Source organism: Halobiforma nitratireducens JCM 10879, from assembly GCF_000337895.1.
Classification (GTDB): domain Archaea; phylum Halobacteriota; class Halobacteria; order Halobacteriales; family Natrialbaceae; genus Natronobacterium; species Natronobacterium nitratireducens.
The window spans coordinates 64125-81947 of the sequence record NZ_AOMA01000070.1; the positions used below are offsets into that span (position 1 = coordinate 64125).

At 62.5% G+C, this 17823-nt stretch carries 17 protein-coding genes; 8 read left to right on the forward strand and 9 right to left on the reverse strand.

Annotated features, from left to right (window positions below; translation table 11 throughout):
* The first annotated feature begins 145 nt into the window (after positions 1-145).
* Entirely contained in the window at positions 146-442 is a 297-nt protein-coding gene (locus tag C446_RS06790; protein ID WP_006672340.1) for a hypothetical protein, read from the forward strand.
* 71 nt (positions 443-513) lie between these two features.
* On the opposite strand, the gene C446_RS06795 is transcribed toward C446_RS06790, so the two are convergent.
* Positions 514-1143: a metal-dependent hydrolase gene (locus tag C446_RS06795; protein ID WP_006672341.1), complete on the reverse strand. Its 630-nt coding sequence runs from the start codon at positions 1141-1143 to the stop codon at positions 514-516.
* A 182-nt stretch (positions 1144-1325) separates the two neighbouring features.
* On the opposite strand from C446_RS06795, the gene C446_RS06800 reads away from it, so the two are divergent.
* Positions 1326-1934, forward strand: coding sequence for a DUF1684 domain-containing protein (locus C446_RS06800; RefSeq protein ID WP_006672342.1), 609 nt, complete (start codon positions 1326-1328; stop codon positions 1932-1934).
* A 40-nt stretch (positions 1935-1974) separates the two neighbouring features.
* Positions 1975-2364 carry a 2Fe-2S iron-sulfur cluster-binding protein gene (locus C446_RS06805; RefSeq protein WP_006672343.1) on the forward strand — a complete coding sequence of 130 codons (390 nt, stop codon included), beginning with the start codon at positions 1975-1977 and terminating at the stop codon, positions 2362-2364.
* A 37-nt stretch (positions 2365-2401) separates the two neighbouring features.
* Here C446_RS06805 and C446_RS06810 read toward each other — a convergent pair whose 3' ends face one another.
* Positions 2402-3082 (reverse strand): class I SAM-dependent methyltransferase, encoded by a 681-nt coding sequence (locus C446_RS06810; RefSeq protein WP_006672344.1) that lies wholly within the window; start codon positions 3080-3082, stop codon positions 2402-2404.
* A gap of 267 nt (positions 3083-3349) precedes the next feature.
* Between C446_RS06810 and C446_RS06815 the strand changes: the two genes are divergently transcribed.
* The 3 genes from C446_RS06815 (at position 3350) to C446_RS06825 (ending at position 7216) form a co-directional block, all read left to right on the forward strand.
* Positions 3350-4561 (forward strand): extracellular solute-binding protein, encoded by a 1212-nt coding sequence (locus tag C446_RS06815; protein WP_006672345.1) that lies wholly within the window; start codon positions 3350-3352, stop codon positions 4559-4561.
* A 316-nt stretch (positions 4562-4877) separates the two neighbouring features.
* Positions 4878-6497, forward strand: a complete 1620-nt coding sequence (locus C446_RS06820) for an ABC transporter permease (RefSeq protein WP_006672346.1) — start codon at positions 4878-4880, stop codon at positions 6495-6497.
* A gap of 140 nt (positions 6498-6637) precedes the next feature.
* On the forward strand, positions 6638-7216 hold the full coding sequence (locus C446_RS06825; protein ID WP_006672347.1) for a DUF7090 family protein: 579 nt from the start codon (positions 6638-6640) through the stop codon (positions 7214-7216).
* A gap of 228 nt (positions 7217-7444) precedes the next feature.
* Here C446_RS06825 and C446_RS06830 read toward each other — a convergent pair whose 3' ends face one another.
* From C446_RS06830 to C446_RS06845, 5 genes are all read right to left on the reverse strand, one after another.
* Positions 7445-8239: a DUF7089 family protein gene (locus C446_RS06830; RefSeq protein ID WP_006672348.1), complete on the reverse strand. Its 795-nt coding sequence runs from the start codon at positions 8237-8239 to the stop codon at positions 7445-7447.
* Entirely contained in the window at positions 8239-8328 is a 90-nt protein-coding gene (locus C446_RS20795) for a hypothetical protein (protein WP_455349925.1), read from the reverse strand. The genes C446_RS06830 and C446_RS20795 overlap by 1 nt, the downstream gene beginning before the upstream one ends.
* Positions 8329-8520: 192 nt before the next feature.
* Positions 8521-9954, reverse strand: a complete 1434-nt coding sequence (locus tag C446_RS06835; RefSeq protein WP_006672349.1) for an OapC/ArvC family zinc-ribbon domain-containing protein — start codon at positions 9952-9954, stop codon at positions 8521-8523.
* On the reverse strand, positions 9954-10358 hold the full coding sequence (locus C446_RS06840; protein ID WP_006672350.1) for a DUF2073 domain-containing protein: 405 nt from the start codon (positions 10356-10358) through the stop codon (positions 9954-9956). Before C446_RS06840 ends, C446_RS06835 begins: the two co-directional genes overlap by 1 nt.
* A gap of 9 nt (positions 10359-10367) precedes the next feature.
* Positions 10368-11006, reverse strand: a complete 639-nt coding sequence (locus C446_RS06845) for an Era-like GTP-binding protein (protein WP_006672351.1) — start codon at positions 11004-11006, stop codon at positions 10368-10370.
* 1305 nt (positions 11007-12311) lie between these two features.
* Between C446_RS06845 and C446_RS06855 the strand changes: the two genes are divergently transcribed.
* The gene (locus C446_RS06855) at positions 12312-14147 is read left to right on the forward strand and encodes a cell division control protein Cdc6 (RefSeq protein ID WP_006672353.1); all 1836 of its coding nucleotides are present in this window, start codon (positions 12312-12314) and stop codon (positions 14145-14147) included.
* 246 nt (positions 14148-14393) lie between these two features.
* Here C446_RS06855 and C446_RS06860 read toward each other — a convergent pair whose 3' ends face one another.
* Positions 14394-15428, reverse strand: a complete 1035-nt coding sequence (locus C446_RS06860; protein ID WP_006672354.1) for a S24/S26 family peptidase — start codon at positions 15426-15428, stop codon at positions 14394-14396.
* A gap of 148 nt (positions 15429-15576) precedes the next feature.
* Between C446_RS06860 and C446_RS06865 the strand changes: the two genes are divergently transcribed.
* On the forward strand, positions 15577-17127 hold the full coding sequence (locus tag C446_RS06865) for a DNA-directed DNA polymerase II small subunit (RefSeq protein ID WP_006672355.1): 1551 nt from the start codon (positions 15577-15579) through the stop codon (positions 17125-17127).
* Here C446_RS06865 and C446_RS06870 read toward each other — a convergent pair.
* Positions 17120-17746: a TetR/AcrR family transcriptional regulator gene (locus C446_RS06870; protein WP_006672356.1), complete on the reverse strand. Its 627-nt coding sequence runs from the start codon at positions 17744-17746 to the stop codon at positions 17120-17122. The genes C446_RS06865 and C446_RS06870 overlap by 8 nt on opposite strands.
* Between the last annotated feature and the right edge of the window lie 77 nt (positions 17747-17823).

A 17823-nucleotide genomic window follows, 5' to 3' on the forward strand; every position in this document is an offset into this window, starting at 1 on the left:
GTCGCATATTCGATTCGAGAACGGGGTCGTCGAAAAGCATTGTGTCGTCGATAGGTCCCGGACCGAACGCGGCGAGTCCGACGGAGGCGGGCGGCAGGACGCTGCCGGCCGTTGGCTTACTCTCCCCACGTCCCTGGGACCGAACGTGAACGTTCCAGAGCCACTCCGAAACGCCGACAACAGCGACGCACTCGTTCGGCGGGTCGAGTACGACGACGAACACGGGAACAGAGACGAAAACCGAACCGAACCCGAGACCCTCATCGCGGTCGATTTCGGTCCCGACGTAACCAGTGCCGGAGAGGGCGTAACAGCCGACGTGATCGACTCGCGCGTGATCGTCGTCACGGCCACCCGACACCTCGAGTTCGAACTCCCACAGTCGGCGACCGACGTGACCGTCCGGAACGGCGTCTTGACGATCGAAGGCGATCGGTCGTAGCTATCCAGCGCCAACTACCCGGGCAGGGGCTCTGTAGTACGGAGCGGAGCTGCGGCGGGAGCTGGTCGGGTCTAGCGATTCTGTCCCTCGCGCAGTCCGCGAACGGACGCGCCGAGCGAACCGAGCAGCCGCTTGCAGCCGAGCAGGCACTCTCGAAGAACCGGTGCACCGTCGGAGAGCCACAGTAGGGCCGTGAGAACGCCGACTCCGAGCTGCAGCCACAGGTACGTCGAGAGATCACCCGCGAGCAACTGCTCCTGATAGCCAGCGAACAGTCGGACGAACTCGGCGAGAAACCCCTCGTGGCTGTGGGTCGGGGGCGTCTCGATCGGCCGGACGGGCCAGAGAACGATGCCGAACTCGAGATAGCCGCCCCTGACGTAGCCGTCGACGATGTCGGCGGGCAGATGCAGCAGGTAGCCGAGGCCGAAGGCGATACCGGCCCGCTGTCGGCCCCACGAGCGAGCGAGCAGCCCGACGACGATCGCCAGCGGACCCGCGAAGAAAATCGAGTGACCGAGCGCGTAGCCGGTCTCGAAGACGCCGAACTCCCACGCGAGGGGTTTGTCGATGATGTCCGGGAGGACGGAGGCGAACACGACGGCGAACGCCTCGAGGCCGCCGGGGGAATCACGGTAGTAGGCGTGACAGAAAAGCGAGTAGGTGAGGTAGCCGACGATCGCGTGTTCCCAGGGCCACATCGTAGTAGCCCGTAGCCGCGACCGAGGGAAGTGGGTTTGCTCCGCTCTCAGCCAGTGAAGCGGTTCGACGGAAAAAAGGTCGACCTGAAACTGCAGGTTCGACGGAGGGCAGCGACGGGTACGAGAACCGAGACCGGACCCGCGAGCGCAACGCACTCGAGTGTGGGCCGACAAGCGGTCGTATGACCGAGACGGACACGGACGCAGCTACGGACTTCGACATCGAGCAGTGGCACGAGGAACTCGAGGCCAAACGCGCCGAGAAAGACGAGTTCTTCGCCGAGCATCCCCAGTCGCCGATCCCACCCGAAGAGCGCGACGGGTTCGGCGGGCTCGACTACTTCGACCCGGCCCCCGACTATCGCGTGACCGCGACGGCGACGGTTCACGACGATCCCGAGGTCGTCCTGATGGACACCACTACGGGTCGGGAGATGCGGTACCTCCGAACCGTCACCCTCGCGTTCGACCTCGAACGTGAGGACGATGATCTCGAGGACGCCGCCCTCGAACTGGCCGCGTACCAGCAGGAGCGACCGAAAGGTGACCAGAGTGCGGAGCCGCTGTTCGTTCCGTTCCGGGACAAGACGACGGGTCAGCAGAGCTACGAGGGCGGTCGGTATATGGAGCTGGCTCCGGACCGCGAGATCGAGGACGGCGACGCGCTCGTCGTCGACTTCAACCTCGCGTACACGCCGTTCTGTGCCTACAGCGAGACGTTCGACTGTCCGCTCCCGCCCGAGGAGAACTGGCTCGAAGTGGCGATTCCGGCCGGCGAGCAGTTCGAGTAGTCCCCGCGCCTCTTTGTTCCTCGGTAACGTAAGCCAGAGTATGCCGACAGTCCAGTACGACGGCGACCGAATCGAGTGCGAGCGCGGCGTGCTCCTGCGGGACGCGCTGCTCGAAGCAGGGCTGACGCCCCACAACGGAACGACGGACAGGCTCAACTGCGGCGGTCGGGCGACGTGTGGAACCTGCGCCGTCCGCGTCGACGGCGACGTCAGCGACCCGACGGCGGCCGAGAAACGTCGACTCGGCGTCCCGCCGCTGCGCGGGCGCAAGGGGCTTCGGCTCGCCTGTCAGACCGCGGTACGCGGCGACCTCGAGGTGACCAAAGGCGACGGCTTCTGGGGACAGAAACTGCCGCCGGACGAATCGTCGACGACGGGGCAGGACGCCGAACCCGACCGACGGCCCGACGCGCCGGACTCGACGGAGTGATGGTCGGCGCTCGAGTCGAAATCGAGGGGCCGTACCGTCAGGGGGCGACACCGACCGTCAACAGGGTTCCGTACTCGCGGTAACGTTCGACCATCGCGTCACGGGTGTCCCAGTCCTCGAGCGGGAACTCGCCCTCGCTGGGAATGGTGATCTCCCGGTCCGGAATGTTGTCCTGTTCGGCGACGCGTAAGCCGGCGTCGCGGAACCCCTCGCGGTACTGCTCGCGGTCCCAGCGAGTCATCTCGATCTCGATGAACTCCTGCCACTCGTGGGAGTGAACGTTCTCCTCGTAGTAGTTGACGGCACAGTAGAAGGTGCCGCCCGGCCGGAGGACTCGGGCGATCTCCTCGAGGGTGGTGTGTGGATCGGCGGCATAATAGAAGGCTTCCATCGACCAGACGTGGTCGATCGAGTCGTCGGCGAACGGCAGGGAACCGAAGTCGCCGACGACGTAGCCGACCTGCGGGTCGTCGGTGTATTCGGTCGCGTTGCGAGCCATCTCGGGCGAGCCGTCGAGTCCGTAGACCCGACCCGCGTCCGCGTTGTCACGGAGCGCACGACCCGCGTAGCCGCTCCCGCAGCCGAGATCGAGGATCGTGTCGCCGGGTTCGACCGGCATTCGCGCGAGCGCGTGTTTCGCCGTGTGCCAGTGGCGCTCTTCCATTCCTTTGTCCCGGCCGCTCGTGGCCCAGTCGTCGAACTCCTCGCGTACACTCATGTGTGGACGGTCGTCCTCCGGGCGCAAAACGAGTTCGACTCGCGTCCCGTGGGTCCCGCCGCGGGCGCGGTCTCCTACGAATCGGGAACGACCGACAGCCTCTTTAGGACGGCCTAAAAAGATTCGATCAGATAGGTTTAGGCTGACCGAAAGCCTATGGGAATCGGCATCGGTCGGACGAACAGCCACCCGTATCACCCTTCTCAGTACCCATACGCCGGGATAAAACGGAATCTATATATGTTTTAGGCCAACCTAAATTCGAGTATGCAAGACCGCAACAGCGATCGTACGAACCGGACGACAACTGGCCGCCGACCGTTCCTCGTCGGTGCAGGCGTCTCTGCAGCTGGCTTGGCCGGACTCGCCGGCTGTCTCGGTGACAATGGCGAAAACGGCACCAGCGGTACCGACGACGGTTCGGGCTCGACGACCGGGTCCGTTACCGACGCCGATCCCCTCGCGAACCCAGTCGATTCGTCGGGCGTCTCTTGGGACGACCTCGGCGACCTCGAGGGCGAGATTACCGTCTACTCCGGCCGAACCCGCGACCAGATCGATCTCGTGTTCGAGGAACTCGAGAACGAGTACGACGGGCTAACGATCGACCGCGATTACGACGACAACGACGCCCAGGTCAATCAGCTGGTTCAGGAAAGCGACGCAACGCCGGCGGACGTGTTCTACTCACAGGACCCTGGCGCGCTGGGGGCGGTTCACGACGAGGGACTCGTCCAACAGCTTCCGGAAGACGTCGTGGATGCGGTTCCCGAGAGCTACCGCGAACCCGACGGACACTGGACCGGTGTCAGTGGCCGTGTCCGCTCGATCATGTACAACGCAGATCGGCTGGACGAGACTCCGCTCGACAGTTGGGACGAGCTTCCGACGGACATCTCCGAGTACGCGACCGACGACCGGTTCGAGGGGATCATCTCGACGCGGCCGAACTCCGGGACGTTCCGTGGGTTCATTCAGGCGATGGTCGACCTCGAGGGCGAAGACGCGACGCGACAGTGGGTCAGTGACTTCATGGACCAGGATCCAGTTCGGTACGGAAGCGGAAGCACGCAGGCCGAGGAAATCAACCGCGGCGGAGACGACGATCCGATTATCGGTCTCGGCAACAGCTACTACGCCGCCCGCCTCGTGAACGAGGACCCAGACTCGCCGATCCGCGTCACGTTCACCGAAGGCGATGCAGGGGCCCTGTTCAGTGTTGCAGGTATCGCTGTCACGAACGATGTCGACGATCCCGAACTCGTCGCCGAGTTCGCTCGTCACCTCGTCGCCGTGGAAGGACAGGAGTTCATGATGGACGACAACGGCGAGTTCCCCGTCGTCGACGGCGTCGATTACGTCGGCCCGCTGCCCGGTCCCGAGGAACTCGACTCTCCGACGTACGACCTCAGCTCGTTCGACATGGAGCTGCAGGGAGCCAACGAGCTGCTGGAAGACGAAGGGATGATGCCACTCTAATTCCGATCGACGAACAGTTCACGGGAGACCGTCTGTCACCCTCGGACCCGCCGAGTCCGTTCCACTCTTCCACTCAGTCTTGTATCACTCTCACACACCGACGACATCTCCGTTGCCCTCGGTGGATTCCCCCGTATCCAGAGATCATGCGTCCGCCGTTCGTGAGTTCCCCGTGTCTCGGTCGTCGCAGTTGATCCGCCCGGGGATGAGAGTAGTACATGGCTCGGTATTCCCGTCTCGAGAAAGTAATCACGGGGTTCAAGAGAATCGAGGGCCGACCGATCTGTAGGCACCGGTTTGGTCGACAGCATATACGATGAAATCGCTCAAAAACGCCGTCAGCGATACCCCCAACCTCGAAGCAGTCATCGAGCGACTCGAGCGTGCCGAACTCTGGACGGTCGCTCTAGCCAGCGCAAGTGCTCTCGTCGCGTTTCTGGTTATTCTGCCGATGTTCTGGTTGGTCTGGCAGGCGACGACAGTCGAACTGTCCCGGGCCTACGAACTTATCGTCTCTTCACAGACCGCCCGTATTACGGCCAACAGTATTGGGTTGATGCTGTTCGTGACCGTGTTTTCGATCGTTCTCGGCGTCCCGCTCGCCGTATTGACGACCCGAACCGATCTCCCGTATCCACGGTTCTGGACGGTCGTAGCCGCACTTCCGCTCGTGATCCCGAGCTACATCGGCGCGATTGCGTTTACAGGCATGTTCGGGTCGGGAGGCGAAGTCGACTCGCTATTGGGGGTGTCGGTCCCGCGGGTCGATGGTCTCTCGGGCGCGATCTTCATCATCACGCTGTACACCTACCCGTACGTGTTCCTGACGACGCGGGCGGCGCTGCTCTCGATGGATAGTTCGCTCGCCGACGCTGCCCGAACACTCAACGCTGGCCCGTTCGAAGCGTTTCGTCGGGTGACGCTGCCACAGATCAGACCAGGGATCGCAGCCGGTGCATTGCTTGCCGGCCTCTACGCGATATCCGACTTCGGAACACCGGCGTTCATGCAGGCGAGTGTCTTCACGAGCAGGATCTACTGGGAGTTTAGCAGTTTCAACGTCGAGTACGCTGCGTTGCTTGCGCTCCAACTGATCGCGATCGTCGCCATCGTCCTCGTCATCGAGGCTGGCATCGGCCGTGACGAAGACGCAAGCGGCGGCGCAAAAACGGGAAGCACGATCAGGCTCGGCATCTGGAAGTGGCCCGCAATGGGATTCGTTTCGGCACTCGGAGCTGTCACACTCGTCGTTCCGGTCGCGATCTTCACGAGTTGGTTGTTCCGGAGTGAAGGCGATCCCATCCCATCCCTCGAGTTTCAGTGGGAGTTCGCGTTCAACTCGATGCATCTCGCATTGCTGGCAGCACTGGTCGCGTGTGCGTTCGCCCTTCCGGTAGCGTACTACTCCGGTCGGACAAATTCCGTCGTCTCGCGAATCCTCGAGCGCGCGACGTACGTCGGCTTTGCCGTCCCCGGAGTCGTCATCGGTCTCGCGCTGGTGTTCCTGGGGACCCGAACCCTGCCGTCGCTGTACCGGGAAGGCGTCCTGTTGCTCGTGTTCGCGTACGTTGTCCGGTTCCTTCCACAGGCCGTCGGCACCGTCCGCTCGTCCGTGCTTCAGGTCGACGAGAAGACCCTCGAGGCCGCCCGTACGCTCAACGCGGGGCCGATCGAGACCTTCCGGCGCGTCACACTGCCGGCGATCATGCCCGGCGTGATCGCCGGCGGCGTGCTCGTGTTCCTCACGACGATGAAGGAGCTCCCGGTGACACTGATGCTTCAACCGGTCGGGATGGATACGCTCGTGTCGATCATCTGGGACGCCCAGGACGCGCTGGCCTACCGCTACGCAGCCGTCCCCGCGTTGCTCTTGATCCTCATCTCCGGGCTCTCGATGCTGGTCTTGCTCCGACAGGAGGGCGGGAAGATCAGCTGACGGTTCCGGAGGCCGTTCGGCGTGCCGATGGTCGACGATCGACGATCGACAATCTGCCAACCGCCAACGGTCAGCCAACGGGGCTCGAGAATCCACCGAATCACGCACTATTAAGTCCATCCCGGGAGTGTCTCGCGTGTATGGAGTATACGCTCGAGATAGAAAACGCGCCGGCGACAGTCCCCGGGGGGACGGGGATTCTCCTTTTGCACCCGAGCACCGGCGAAACGGACCGCATCGACACCGACTTCCTCAAGACGGACACGGACCACTTCCTCGTCGTCTCCACCCGAACGACCGCCCGCGAGGTCAAACAGAAACTCGAGCACTACGACGTCGACGAGGAGCGCGCAGAAATCCTCGACACGCTGTCGATCGAACGGGGATACTCCCGGCGAAAGAGCGACACCGTCCACTACGTCGCCGCGCCCGACGACATCGACGGCATCGTCGACCACATCGAAGGATTCCTCGAAACCCACGACGGCAAGCTTCGGGTCAGCTTCGACTCCGTGACCGAACTGGCCTACTACGCCGGCGACGACCGCGCCCTCGAGGCGGTCGACCGTATCGCCGACCTGCTCGAGGAGTACGACGCGGTCGGGCTCTTTCACCTCTCGGAGGAGCCCCACGACGCAGACACCGTCGAACAGTTCCGCGAGCAGTTCGACGGCATCGTCGACCTCGACGAGGACGGCAGCGTCGACGCCGAGTTCTGACTCCCGGTCGACCACCGAACCCCAGTCGAGACGTCGGTTTCGACTCGAGCCCCGAGCAGCGGACAGTGCAACGACCGAATCGGTGTCGATCCAAGCGCGAGGGAAGCGGCGGTGGAACCGGGGGATTTCCGACCGACAGCCGACGGGAAACGAGCGTTCCAGGCGAAACTGGGGGGAAACGGAAATAGAGAACGCGAGGACGACGAACTGACGAGTCGGGCGGCGACGTCAGTCAGCCAGCGAGTCGAACGTTTTTTCGGCCCACCGGATCGCGTAGTCGGCACCGTGCGTTCGGTACGCGTCCGTATCGAGCGCTGCGAACGGTGCCGGCAGCTCGATGGCGTGTTTGATCGCCGCACACGCGAGTTCGGTGGCGTCCGCGAACTCGGTCTCCCCGCGTGCGACCGCCCGCGGCAGTCCGGAGACGCGGTCCTCGAGACGGCTGCCGGCGTCCTGCCAGGCGTCGCCCAGCTGCGGTCGATCGCTGTCCCCGTGCCACTCGGCGAACACCTCGCGGCTCTGTAGCCCGACCCAGCCGTCGTACAGCGCGGCCGCGACCTGGTAGGTGCCGTTCGGATCGAGGGCGGTGGCCGCGTCTAGCTCCGGATACGAGTCCTCGAAAAAGCCGATGAAGTGTTCCGGTACCTCGACCTCGAGCCCGAGTTCGACGAACGCCTCCGCGAGCAGGAACTGCAAGAATGGCTCCGGGGTTCCCTCGACTCGCGGCTTGACGAGCACCACCGGGGGATCGGTCTGTCGAGTCCAGACGACGCTGCCGTCGCCGGGCATCCCGACCGTCAGGTCCGAACCCGCATAACGGGCCAACAGCGACGGCGCGTCTTCGGGGAGCCAGGAGTCCGGATACGTCGCCGGTTGGATGGAGTCGGTAACGAGCCCCAGTTCCTCGGCCTGTGCCGGGGGGAGCGTTTCGAAATCACGCTCACAGTCGAAGACGAGCGCGTCGGGGGCGTGATCGTCCCGCACTCCCGCCACGGGCTCCGAGAGATCGCGGGGCTCGAACATCAGACGAAGACCGTCTGGAAGATGATCAGAACCGACAGCAGTGCCGATACACCGACGGTGGCGAGGACGACTTTGGTCGCAGTGCTCATAGGTGGACGCTATCACGCACGTCGCTTAAATCCATCTGTCTCCGGCCGTTCGACGGCGTTCGAATCAGGCGTCGGCCGGCCATCGATCCTCCTGTAAGTCTCCGTGGATACGATCATGGCCGAGTCTCCGTGCCGGCGTTACGTCGATGCGTTCGGTAGCGGGAACGAAAACCGTCGAACGTCGACGGCGAGTTACTCGTTGGCTTCTCGCCAGGAGTCGGGTACGTCGATGACGTATCGACCGTCCTCCTGGAGCGAGATGATGTACTCCTCGCGGTTGTAGAGTTCCATCAGGTTGAGTTCGTACTGTCCAGGGCGGACGATCTTGATGCTCTCGAACTGCTGGTTCAACTCCTCTCGCAGCTCCTCGATCGACGGCTCGTCTCCCGAGGGTTCGCTGACGACCCGACCGTCGCCCGGCGGACCGTCTCCTGCTGTCCCGTCGGTATCGGGCGTGCCGGCGGTGTCGGACGGACGGTCCGTGACAGTTTCTCCGTCGGAGGAGGGGTAGCCAGGACTGGATTTCGGTTCTGGCTCCGGTTCCGATTCCGGTTCCGGTTTCGATCCCAAGTCTCCACTGGGACTCGAGGGAGAGTCGGAATCGGGATCGTGAGCATAGTACTCCCGATCGTCAGCGTCGGAGTCGGCAGCCGACGACAGCGCATCTCGGTGGACGACTTCGGATCTGGCGTCCGCCTGCGCGTCGTTTTCGTTTTCGGCGAGGGTCGCCGTGCCGTCGGACTCCCGACGGCGAGCCTGGGTCGGATCGGACGACGGCGACGATTCCGAACTGCCGGTCGAACTCGAGGAATGGGTCGGACTCGCGCTTGCGTTCGCATTTGCGGTCGCGTTCACGTTCGAGTCCGTAGCGTCGCCGGAGTTGCCACCTGACCGATCCTCAGGTCGACGGGCCGTATCCGGCCACTCGGTAAATCCGTCTTGGTCCTCGTTTTCGTCTTCGTGTCTGTGTTCTCCCTCGCTATCCTCGTCGTTTGCGGAAGCCGCCGCTCCCGACGCCGTCGGGGTCGTCGAGTTCGAAGTCTCGGTGCTGGGATCGGATTCCCTGCCGCTTTCGGGCCACGGCCGATCCGAGGCCTCGAGTGACGCGTCGATGTCGGAAGAATCGGAAGTAGCGGAGTCGGGAGATCGAGCGAGATCGGAGGCCGAAGGGTCGGGTTCGGACGGTGTAGCCGAGCCGGCGGGATCGGCAGAGTCGGAAGCACCAGGAGCGTTCGCAGTATTCACAGCGTCGCCCGTCTCCGATCCGCCGTCGTCCGAAGACATCCACTCGCGAACGGTTTCGGCGGCTCGACTCGCAACGCTGTCGGACTCGGAGTCAGTGGAGACAGAGCCGTCGCCGACTGTCGGCTCGGACGACGGTCCGTCGTCGTCGGAGAAATCCGTCGACGAACCCGAACCGGTGGGCGGGTCGGCTGCGGCCACACCCGGGTCGGATTCGGTGTCGACGGCGGATACGCTCCCCGCCTCGGGTTCGCTTCCGCTCGCCGACAGCGAGCCCGACGGCACGAACTGGAACTTGTTCCCGCCACAGTCGGGACACCCCGATAGCATCTCCTTGGAGCCGTCGGGGAACGTTCGGCCGCAGTTCGTACATTCGTGTGGCATTAGTTGTGGGAGACGAGTGCGCTGATCAGCGTTTCGTCCTTGTGCAGGGTTTCGATCTGGTTCGCCGGACCGATCACGGTGAGTTTCGCGTCGGAACTCTCCGATCCCATGATGCGCCCGATCAGCGACGAATCGCCGGCGTCGGATTTGGGATAGGTCTCGATCTCGATCCCGTTGAACTCGTCAGGGCTGATCTCGGCCATCGTCACCTCGATGAGACGGCTCTCCTCGTCGGGCGTCAGCCCCTCCTCGAGGATGACGATGTTACCGTCGTGGACACCGTCCAGGATCATCCTGATCTTCTCCATCGTCGCCATCCCTTCCATGCGTTCGCCGCTTATCAGGTCGATCTGGACGCCGTCGCTTGGGCCGTCTCCGTCCTCGGCGTCGGTTGCTTGTGGCATCGTTTCACCTCACCCGAAGTACTCCGCGATGTTGTCGTACACTTCGTCCATGTTGTCGCCTTCCTTCGCGGAGAGCGGGACGGTCTTGTGCTGTGGGAAGGCGTCCTCGATTCGTTTGACACTCGACTCGTCTAAGTCGATCTTGTTCGCGAAGATGAGAACGGGGAGGTCGCGGGATTCGATGATCCCGATCAGCATCGTGTTGACCTGCGTGATCGGGTCTTCGGCACTATCGAGAACGTAGATGACGCCGTCGACGTCTTCCCGAAGCCAGTGCATGGCCTCGGCGACGCCTTCGGTCGCCTCGCGAGAGCGACGGATCGCGTCCTCTTTGTCCATCTCGTCGGTGAACTCCTCGTAATCGACTTTCGTCGTCACGCCTGGCGTGTCGACGATGTCGATCGTCACCGTCTTGCCGTTGCGTTCGATCTCGACGTTTTCCTTCCGGCGAGCGCGCCGTGTTTCGTGTGGAACGTGGCTTTCGGTGCCGATAGCGTCGCCGGTCCAGTCCCGTGCGATTCGGTTCGCGAGCGTCGTCTTTCCTGCGTTCGGCGGACCGTAGATGCCGATACGTTTGGGTTCCTGTTCAGTGAACAGGCGGTCCGTAGCGCGGGAGATACTATCTTTGAGTTCTGTGAACAGTCCCATCCTTAGGGGCCCTCCAGCACCGCGGGGTGCATCTGCGCGTACTACAAACTGAATTCACTTAAGCCTACGTCAAACGTGTTTAAAGAACAACAGAATGAACTGTCATAGGCCGGAGAAAAAGAGTCGGAGTCGACCGAATCGGTCCCGACATCCAGCTCGAGATAGCTGTTACCGACCCACGTTCTACCACCCCCACCCCTTCGTTTCAACTGGAAGCCAGCGAAGCGACAGTGGTGCCATCGGTGTGGACCGAGGTGAGTCAGACCCCGATTTCGCCTCGAGACGGCGTTCTGGAGGGTCAGAGTGCGAAAACCCCGGAAAAAGACGGGTCTAGTAACTCGAGCCGACACAGCCGGGAGTTCTAGTTCGAACTAGTAACTTAATCCAACTTCTCTAGTAAAAATTCTATTTTGCTAGGAGTGCGGATACTGTTTCTACTCCAAAGTCATAAAGCTCCTTGTTCTAGAGACCCCCCCTCCCCACCCTTCCTGTTCAGCAGTTCCAGTTGAAACGAGGGGGTGGGGGGCCGGAGTGACATATACGTAACAACTCTACCAGCCCCCCACAATCCCCAACCACCTATCATGGTACCGATACGTAGTCGATACAGCCCTCTATCCGATCGTTTCGAGGATCACGACCGGCAAACTCGGCTTCGTCACGAACTGAACTCCTGGCATCCCCCAGCGAGTCGGTTGAATCGCTTCTACGGCAACCGATGCCATAGCTATCGTGAGATATCGGACGGCTAACGGCGTGGAATGTCTCCTGGTTCGAAGTGGACGGAAGGCCGCGACCAGACAACAACAACATGACGATCAGCCGACAACAATATGATGATCAGACAACAACATGACCAAAATCCACACGTGCAACACTCCACACGTACACGCGACACGTAAACAGACGAAACCCAGCAACCTCACTTGACTGATTCCTCGAGTCCCGTCGCTCTCGTGTGTTCGTGGTCCACTTGGAAACCGAGGATCGGTTCGGTCCGCTCGATCGGGTCGTCCCGTCGACTGCTATCGACCCGAAACGTGCCTTTTTTCGAGGACTGTTCCGCTATCGGCGTTCGGCTCGGAACGAACCAGCAGTACAACACCGTACGGCGGCGTCTTCAATCGTCAAGTTGAACGAAGGGAAGAATTTAAGACCTCGGTCTTCCTCTGTTTCGTTTGCATCAACTGGACCCGGACCGGGACCACGAAAAAGCGAATGGGCCTCGACGGCCGTTCTGCTTTCGGATATACCTGGTCTTGGGTTCGGAACTCCACTCGAAATGAGGGGGTACGTGTACGACGGATGTCAGACGACAATATGGATACGACCGATCCGGAGAACGTCGACGTCGGGACTACCGACGGGTTTTCGACGGATCTCGGCGGGACGAACTTCGGAAACGAACTCGGCGACGGCGAGGACGAACCGAAACAAGGGCTGTTCGACGACCTGCTCAGCGGCGAACCTATCTTCGAGAACAAGGAGGTGCTCAGACCTTCCTACACGCCCCACGAACTACCCCACCGTAGCGATCAGATCAACAAGATGGCGACCATTCTCGTCGCCGCACTTCGCGGCGAAACGCCGTCTAATATCCTGATCTACGGAAAAACCGGGACTGGAAAGACCGCCAGCGCGAAGTTCGTGAGCAAGGAACTCGAGAGCACCTCCCAGAAGTACAGTGTCCCCTGTGACGTCGAGTACATCAACTGCGAGGTAACGGACACCCAGTATCGCGTTCTCGCACAACTCGCGAACAAGTTCATCGAGAAGAACGAGGAACGGATCGAGCAACGGATTTCCTCCCTCGAGTCACTGCTTGCGGAGCTCGACGACTACGAGCCCGTGTCCGAGCACGACGCTGATCCCGACGTAGCTGGGGAGGCCGGCGACGACCTCTTCGAGGTGTCCGGTGACGACTCCGACGGTATCCGTGACTCGACCACCTCCGTTTCGACTGCAGGTGAGGAAGAACTGCAGTCTGGCGATTTCACAGCTGAAACGGAGGGGTCGAAACCGGACACAGCGGAGAGCACCGAAGGGGAGGCCGGAACCGGGGGTACCGAACCCGCTTCGGGTGACGGGCTCCGGTCCGAAGCAAATGCCGCCGACCCCACTGCGTCGGGGCCGGATGTCGGGGCCGGATCAGACAGCGGGCTCCCCTCAGCGCATCCGCTCGAGTCGACACCGTTCGAGTCCCGCGAGGAAGTCGAACAGCGAATCGAATCGCTCGAGGAGGACAGCGAGTCCTTCGAGGAAGTTCCGATGACGGGATGGCCGACCGACCGCGTTTACAACGTCTTCTTCGATGCGGTCGATTACGACGAACGTGTCGTCGTTATCATGCTCGACGAGATCGACAAACTCGTCGAGAAAAGCGGTGACGACACTCTGTACAACCTCTCGCGGATGAACTCCGAACTCGAGAACTCGCGGGTCTCGATCATCGGTATCTCGAACGACCTGAAGTTTACCGACTTCCTCGATCCCCGCGTCAAGTCCTCGCTGGGCGAAGAAGAGATCGTCTTCCCGCCGTACGACGCGAACCAACTCCGGGACATCCTGGAACATCGCTCGGACGTCGCGTTCAAGCAGGGAGCCCTCTCGGAAGACGTGATCCCGCTGTGTGCGGCCTTCGCGGCACAGGAACACGGGGACGCACGCCGTGCGCTCGATCTGCTTCGGACTGCCGGGGAGCTCGCCGAGCGGTCCCAGGCCGAGACGATCGTCGAGGAACACGTCCGACAGGCCCAGGACAAGATCGAACTCGACCGTGTCGTCGAGGTCGTCCGGACGCTCCCGACGCAGTCGAAACTCGTCCTCTTTGCGATCATCCTACTCGAGAAAAACGGTGTTCACAGCATCAACACCGGCGAGGTGTTCAACATCTACAAGCGCCTCTGTGAGGAGATCGACGCGGACGTACTCACGCAACGACGCGTGACCGATCTGATCAGCGAACTCGACATGCTCGGGATCGTCAACGCGGTCGTCGTCTCGAAAGGGCGGTACGGTCGAACCAAAGAGATCAGCCTCTCGGTCCCGCTCGAGGAGACCGAAGCGGTTCTCCTGTCGGATTCCCGTTTGAGCGACATCGACGACGTACAGCCGTTCGTCCAGGCACGGTTCGAGAACTGATCGGAGTTCGTCCAGACGCGACTCGAGAACCGACCGCAGCATCGTACCCGCAGTTCCGTCCGGTTCCGTCTTCCTTTCTCCCGTCCGACGGTCGTCCTCGCCTCCCTACACGCTACTTCCTCGAGCGCGGAGGTCCCGCTTCGGCGGCTTCGATGACTCGTCTGCTGGTGGCTCGACCCCTCCGTTTCACCTCGAGACGAGACGAATTATTCGCAAGCGGGTAAAAACGGGGGTCGGGCGTTCGGACTACGTTCGATATCGCCGAGCGAGTCCGACTCCCGCGGCCGCGATGCCGGCGCTACCGGCGACGGCGGCCGGGCCGAACGCGGGTCGTTCGGCGTTTTCGGGGCTCGTTGCCGTGCTGTCGATCGTACTTCCGGCGGTCGACGCTGCTGTGATCCCGTCGACCGCTGGCGACGTGGCGGGGCCGCTCGCTTCGGCGAAGACTTCGTCGAACGTCAGTCGGACGTGACCGAGCCACGGAATTCGGAACGTCGCCTTGCCGGTGACCCAGTCCGGACGTACCACGTCGGTCCTGGCACCACCCCGGTACTGGTCGTAGACGTTGTTGGCATCGCCTTTCGTGACGAACCCGTCGTGGTTGGCGGGGCAGGTAGCAATTTCCTCGCAGGTCGAGCCACCGACGTACTCCGCTTCCGCCTTGGTATCGACCCAGTTCTCGCCTTCTTCGACCCAGAAGTGTGCCCGGTGTATCACGGGCGTCTGTAACTCGCTTCCGTCCGGCCTGAAGACGATCACGTCTCCCCCCTGTCCGAATTTCTCGTGGCTGCCGTCCTGGCCGTTCTCGAGGGTGACGACCCCGGTTCCTTCGGTGGGATCGTCGCCGACGAACCGATCTTCGTCGACGACGAAGATCAGGTCGCCACGTTCCATGTTCGGCTGCATGCTGCCGCTCTCGACGGCGACCAGCGGTGGCCAGACGCCGCTGATCCCGAACAGCAACAGCCCGATGACGGCGACGATGGCGACGCTGCTGACGATATCGCGGGCGAACACGACGGGTTCGTCGTCCGACGTGAGAACGTAGCGGACGACCCCGTCGTCCTCGATGGTAACGCCGTCGTCGTTCGCGTCGGCTTCGTTCTTTCCGTTTCCGATCCTGCCTGGACCCGAGGGACCGTCACCCTCTTTCGGGGCTCGAGATCGTTCGTCGGTGCCGTCGGCTGCCGTCTCGTCGGGGGGTGACCCGCCGCGATCGGGTGGCCCGGATGGATCACCCTCGTCGTTCTCGTCGGACCCGCCGGCGTCGCGACCGCTCATTGCCACGCGTTTTGCCGGGGGCGGCAATCAACTTTCTGCTCGGGTCTGCCAGTTCCGAAGACTGGAACGAACGCGACCGGTGTCTTCACCGTCGGGCTGTGGCCGTCGATTCGCTACCCTTTTTTCTCCGGTCACGAATACGAGTCGTGTGCCACTCGAGGCCCCCGCCCGGATCGTCAGCGAACTCACGAGCCGTGGCTACAACGCCGAGCGCGAGGCGGTGACCCAGCTCGCGTCCGCCGACCAGACGGACGCTGTCCTCGAGCGGGTACTCGAGGAGCTCCCGGAAGACGCGCTGGTCGTTCGAACGGAGCACGTCGAGTCGGCGCTGGCGGGTCTCGACTCCGAATCCGTGATAAGCTCGTCCCGGTCCGAATCGGACCCCTCCGTTTCAACTGGAACTGCCGACCCCACGGACGGTGGATCGGTGTCCTCGTCTCCAGTTGAAACGGGGGGGTATTCGGGCGGATCGCGTGAGCCGACCGATCCCGATCTGCGGTCCCTCGAGATCGTCGGCGATATGACCGGCGAGAGTACGGGAACCGGTGAGTACGAGGACTTCGTCTCGGTGTTTCGGGACCGACTCGAGAAGCTCGGATCGAAGCTTCGGGGACGGGTCAACCACCGGCCGGCAACGGCCATCGAGGACATGCCCGGCGGCAGCGACGTCGCGATGGTCGGGCTGGTCAACGACGTACGCTCGACGGCGAGCGGCCACTGGTTGGTCGAACTCGAGGACGCCACCGGGACGTTCCCCTGGCTGGTGATGAAAGATCGGGAGTACGTCGATCTCGTGGACGAGTTGCTCTGTGACGAAGCCCTCGCGATGCAGGGAACGCTCTCTGACGACTCCGGGATCGCCTTCGTCGACTCGATGTACTTCCCCGACGTTCCGCGGACCTACGAACCCTCGACGGCGGATCGTCACGTGCAGGCGGCACTGATCAGCGACGTCCACGTCGGTAGCGAGGAGTTCATGGAAGACGCCTGGAACGCCTTCGCCGACTGGCTCCACACCGAACAGGCCCAGCACGTCGAGTACTTGCTGATCGCCGGCGACATGGTCGAAGGCGTCGGCGTCTACCCGGACCAGGACGAGGAACTCGAGATCGTCGACATTTACGAACAGTACGAGGCGTTCAACGAGCACCTCAAACGGGTACCGGGTGACCTCGAGATCGTTATGATCCCGGGCAACCACGACGCGGTGCGGCTCGCGGAACCCCAGCCTGGATTCGACGAGGAACTGCGCTCGATCATGTCGGCCCACGACCCCCGTATCGTGAGCAATCCCTCGACGGTCACCGTCGAGGGCGTCTCCGTGCTGATGTACCACGGGGTCTCGCTGGACGAGGTTATCGCCGAACTCCCCGAAGACAAAGCCAGCTACGACGATCCGCACAAGGCGATGTACCAGCTCCTGAAAAAACGCCACGTCGCGCCGCAGTTCGGTGGCCACACGCGACTCGCCCCCGAAGAGGAGGACTACCTGGTCGTCGAGGACGTCCCCGATGTCTTCCATACGGGCCACGTCCACAAACTCGGGTTCGGGAAGTATCACAACGTACTCGCGATCAACTCGGGCTGTTGGCAGGCCCAGACGGATTTCCAGAAGAGTGTCAACATCGATCCCGACGCCGGCTACGCGCCGATCGTCGACCTGGATACGCTAGACGTGACGGTCCAGAAGTTCAGTTGAGTTTCTCGGCGTCCGACGCGACCAGTTCCTCTCGAACGTAGGTCTCCAGTTCCGTCCGCGCTTCGCGGATCGGCTCGTGGCTGTCGACGGTCACGCGCAGGCTGCGTGCCCCGTGGATGGTCGTGACCACGTATCCCGCGGTCCGTTCGGGATCGACATCGCGGAACACGCCTTGGTCGATCCCCGCCCGGATGACATCGGCGGTATGGGTCCGATAGAAGTCGTTGAGTTTGCGGAACTGTTCGCGGTACGTCTCGTTGTGGGGGGCCTGTCCCCGGAGCGCTTCGACTGCGCCCAGAAACTCCTCGTGGCCGGAGTCGAGTGACTCCGGGAGAGCGTGGTCGATGATCGAGAACATGTGCTCGCGCGCGTCGGCGAACCCGTCGGTCGGGACATCCGCCTCGAACTGCTCGAGTAAGAACTCGAGGAAGGCGACGAGGAGGTCGTCCTTTCCGTCGTAGTGTTGGTAGATCAGGGACTTGCTCTTGGGAAATTCGTCGCCGATGCGCTGAATCGTCAGCTCCGAGTACCCGTGTTCACAGAGCGCCTCGTAGGTCGCTTTCATAAGCTGGGTGTGGGTATCCTCGGGTGACGGTGGGAACAGCTGTTCCTCGCCCATTATGAATGAATATTCGTTTACGGGGTTTATACCTTGCTACCTCCGTTACCCGCGGGAGAGTGAGACTACCGTGGTCG

Excerpts from the sequence above, each read along its gene's own strand:
- C446_RS06795 (WP_006672341.1), bottom strand. The coding sequence starts at position 1,143 with ATGTGGCCCTGGGAACACGCGATCGTCGGCTACCTCACCTACTCGCTT.
- C446_RS06825 (WP_006672347.1), top strand. The coding sequence starts at position 6,638 with ATGGAGTATACGCTCGAGATAGAAAACGCGCCGGCGACAGTCCCCGGG.
- C446_RS06805 (WP_006672343.1), top strand. The coding sequence starts at position 1,975 with ATGCCGACAGTCCAGTACGACGGCGACCGAATCGAGTGCGAGCGCGGC.
- C446_RS06855 (WP_006672353.1), top strand. The coding sequence starts at position 12,312 with ATGTCAGACGACAATATGGATACGACCGATCCGGAGAACGTCGACGTC.
- C446_RS06830 (WP_006672348.1), bottom strand. The coding sequence starts at position 8,239 with ATGTTCGAGCCCCGCGATCTCTCGGAGCCCGTGGCGGGAGTGCGGGAC.
- C446_RS06845 (WP_006672351.1), bottom strand. The coding sequence starts at position 11,006 with ATGGGACTGTTCACAGAACTCAAAGATAGTATCTCCCGCGCTACGGAC.
- C446_RS06840 (WP_006672350.1), bottom strand. The coding sequence starts at position 10,358 with ATGCCACAAGCAACCGACGCCGAGGACGGAGACGGCCCAAGCGACGGC.
- C446_RS06835 (WP_006672349.1), bottom strand. The coding sequence starts at position 9,954 with ATGCCACACGAATGTACGAACTGCGGCCGAACGTTCCCCGACGGCTCC.
- C446_RS06820 (WP_006672346.1), top strand. The coding sequence starts at position 4,878 with ATGAAATCGCTCAAAAACGCCGTCAGCGATACCCCCAACCTCGAAGCA.
- C446_RS20795 (WP_455349925.1), bottom strand. The coding sequence starts at position 8,328 with ATGAGCACTGCGACCAAAGTCGTCCTCGCCACCGTCGGTGTATCGGCA.
- C446_RS06860 (WP_006672354.1), bottom strand. The coding sequence starts at position 15,428 with ATGAGCGGTCGCGACGCCGGCGGGTCCGACGAGAACGACGAGGGTGAT.
- C446_RS06870 (WP_006672356.1), bottom strand. The coding sequence starts at position 17,746 with ATGGGCGAGGAACAGCTGTTCCCACCGTCACCCGAGGATACCCACACC.
- C446_RS06815 (WP_006672345.1), top strand. The coding sequence starts at position 3,350 with ATGCAAGACCGCAACAGCGATCGTACGAACCGGACGACAACTGGCCGC.
- C446_RS06800 (WP_006672342.1), top strand. The coding sequence starts at position 1,326 with ATGACCGAGACGGACACGGACGCAGCTACGGACTTCGACATCGAGCAG.
- C446_RS06810 (WP_006672344.1), bottom strand. The coding sequence starts at position 3,082 with ATGAGTGTACGCGAGGAGTTCGACGACTGGGCCACGAGCGGCCGGGAC.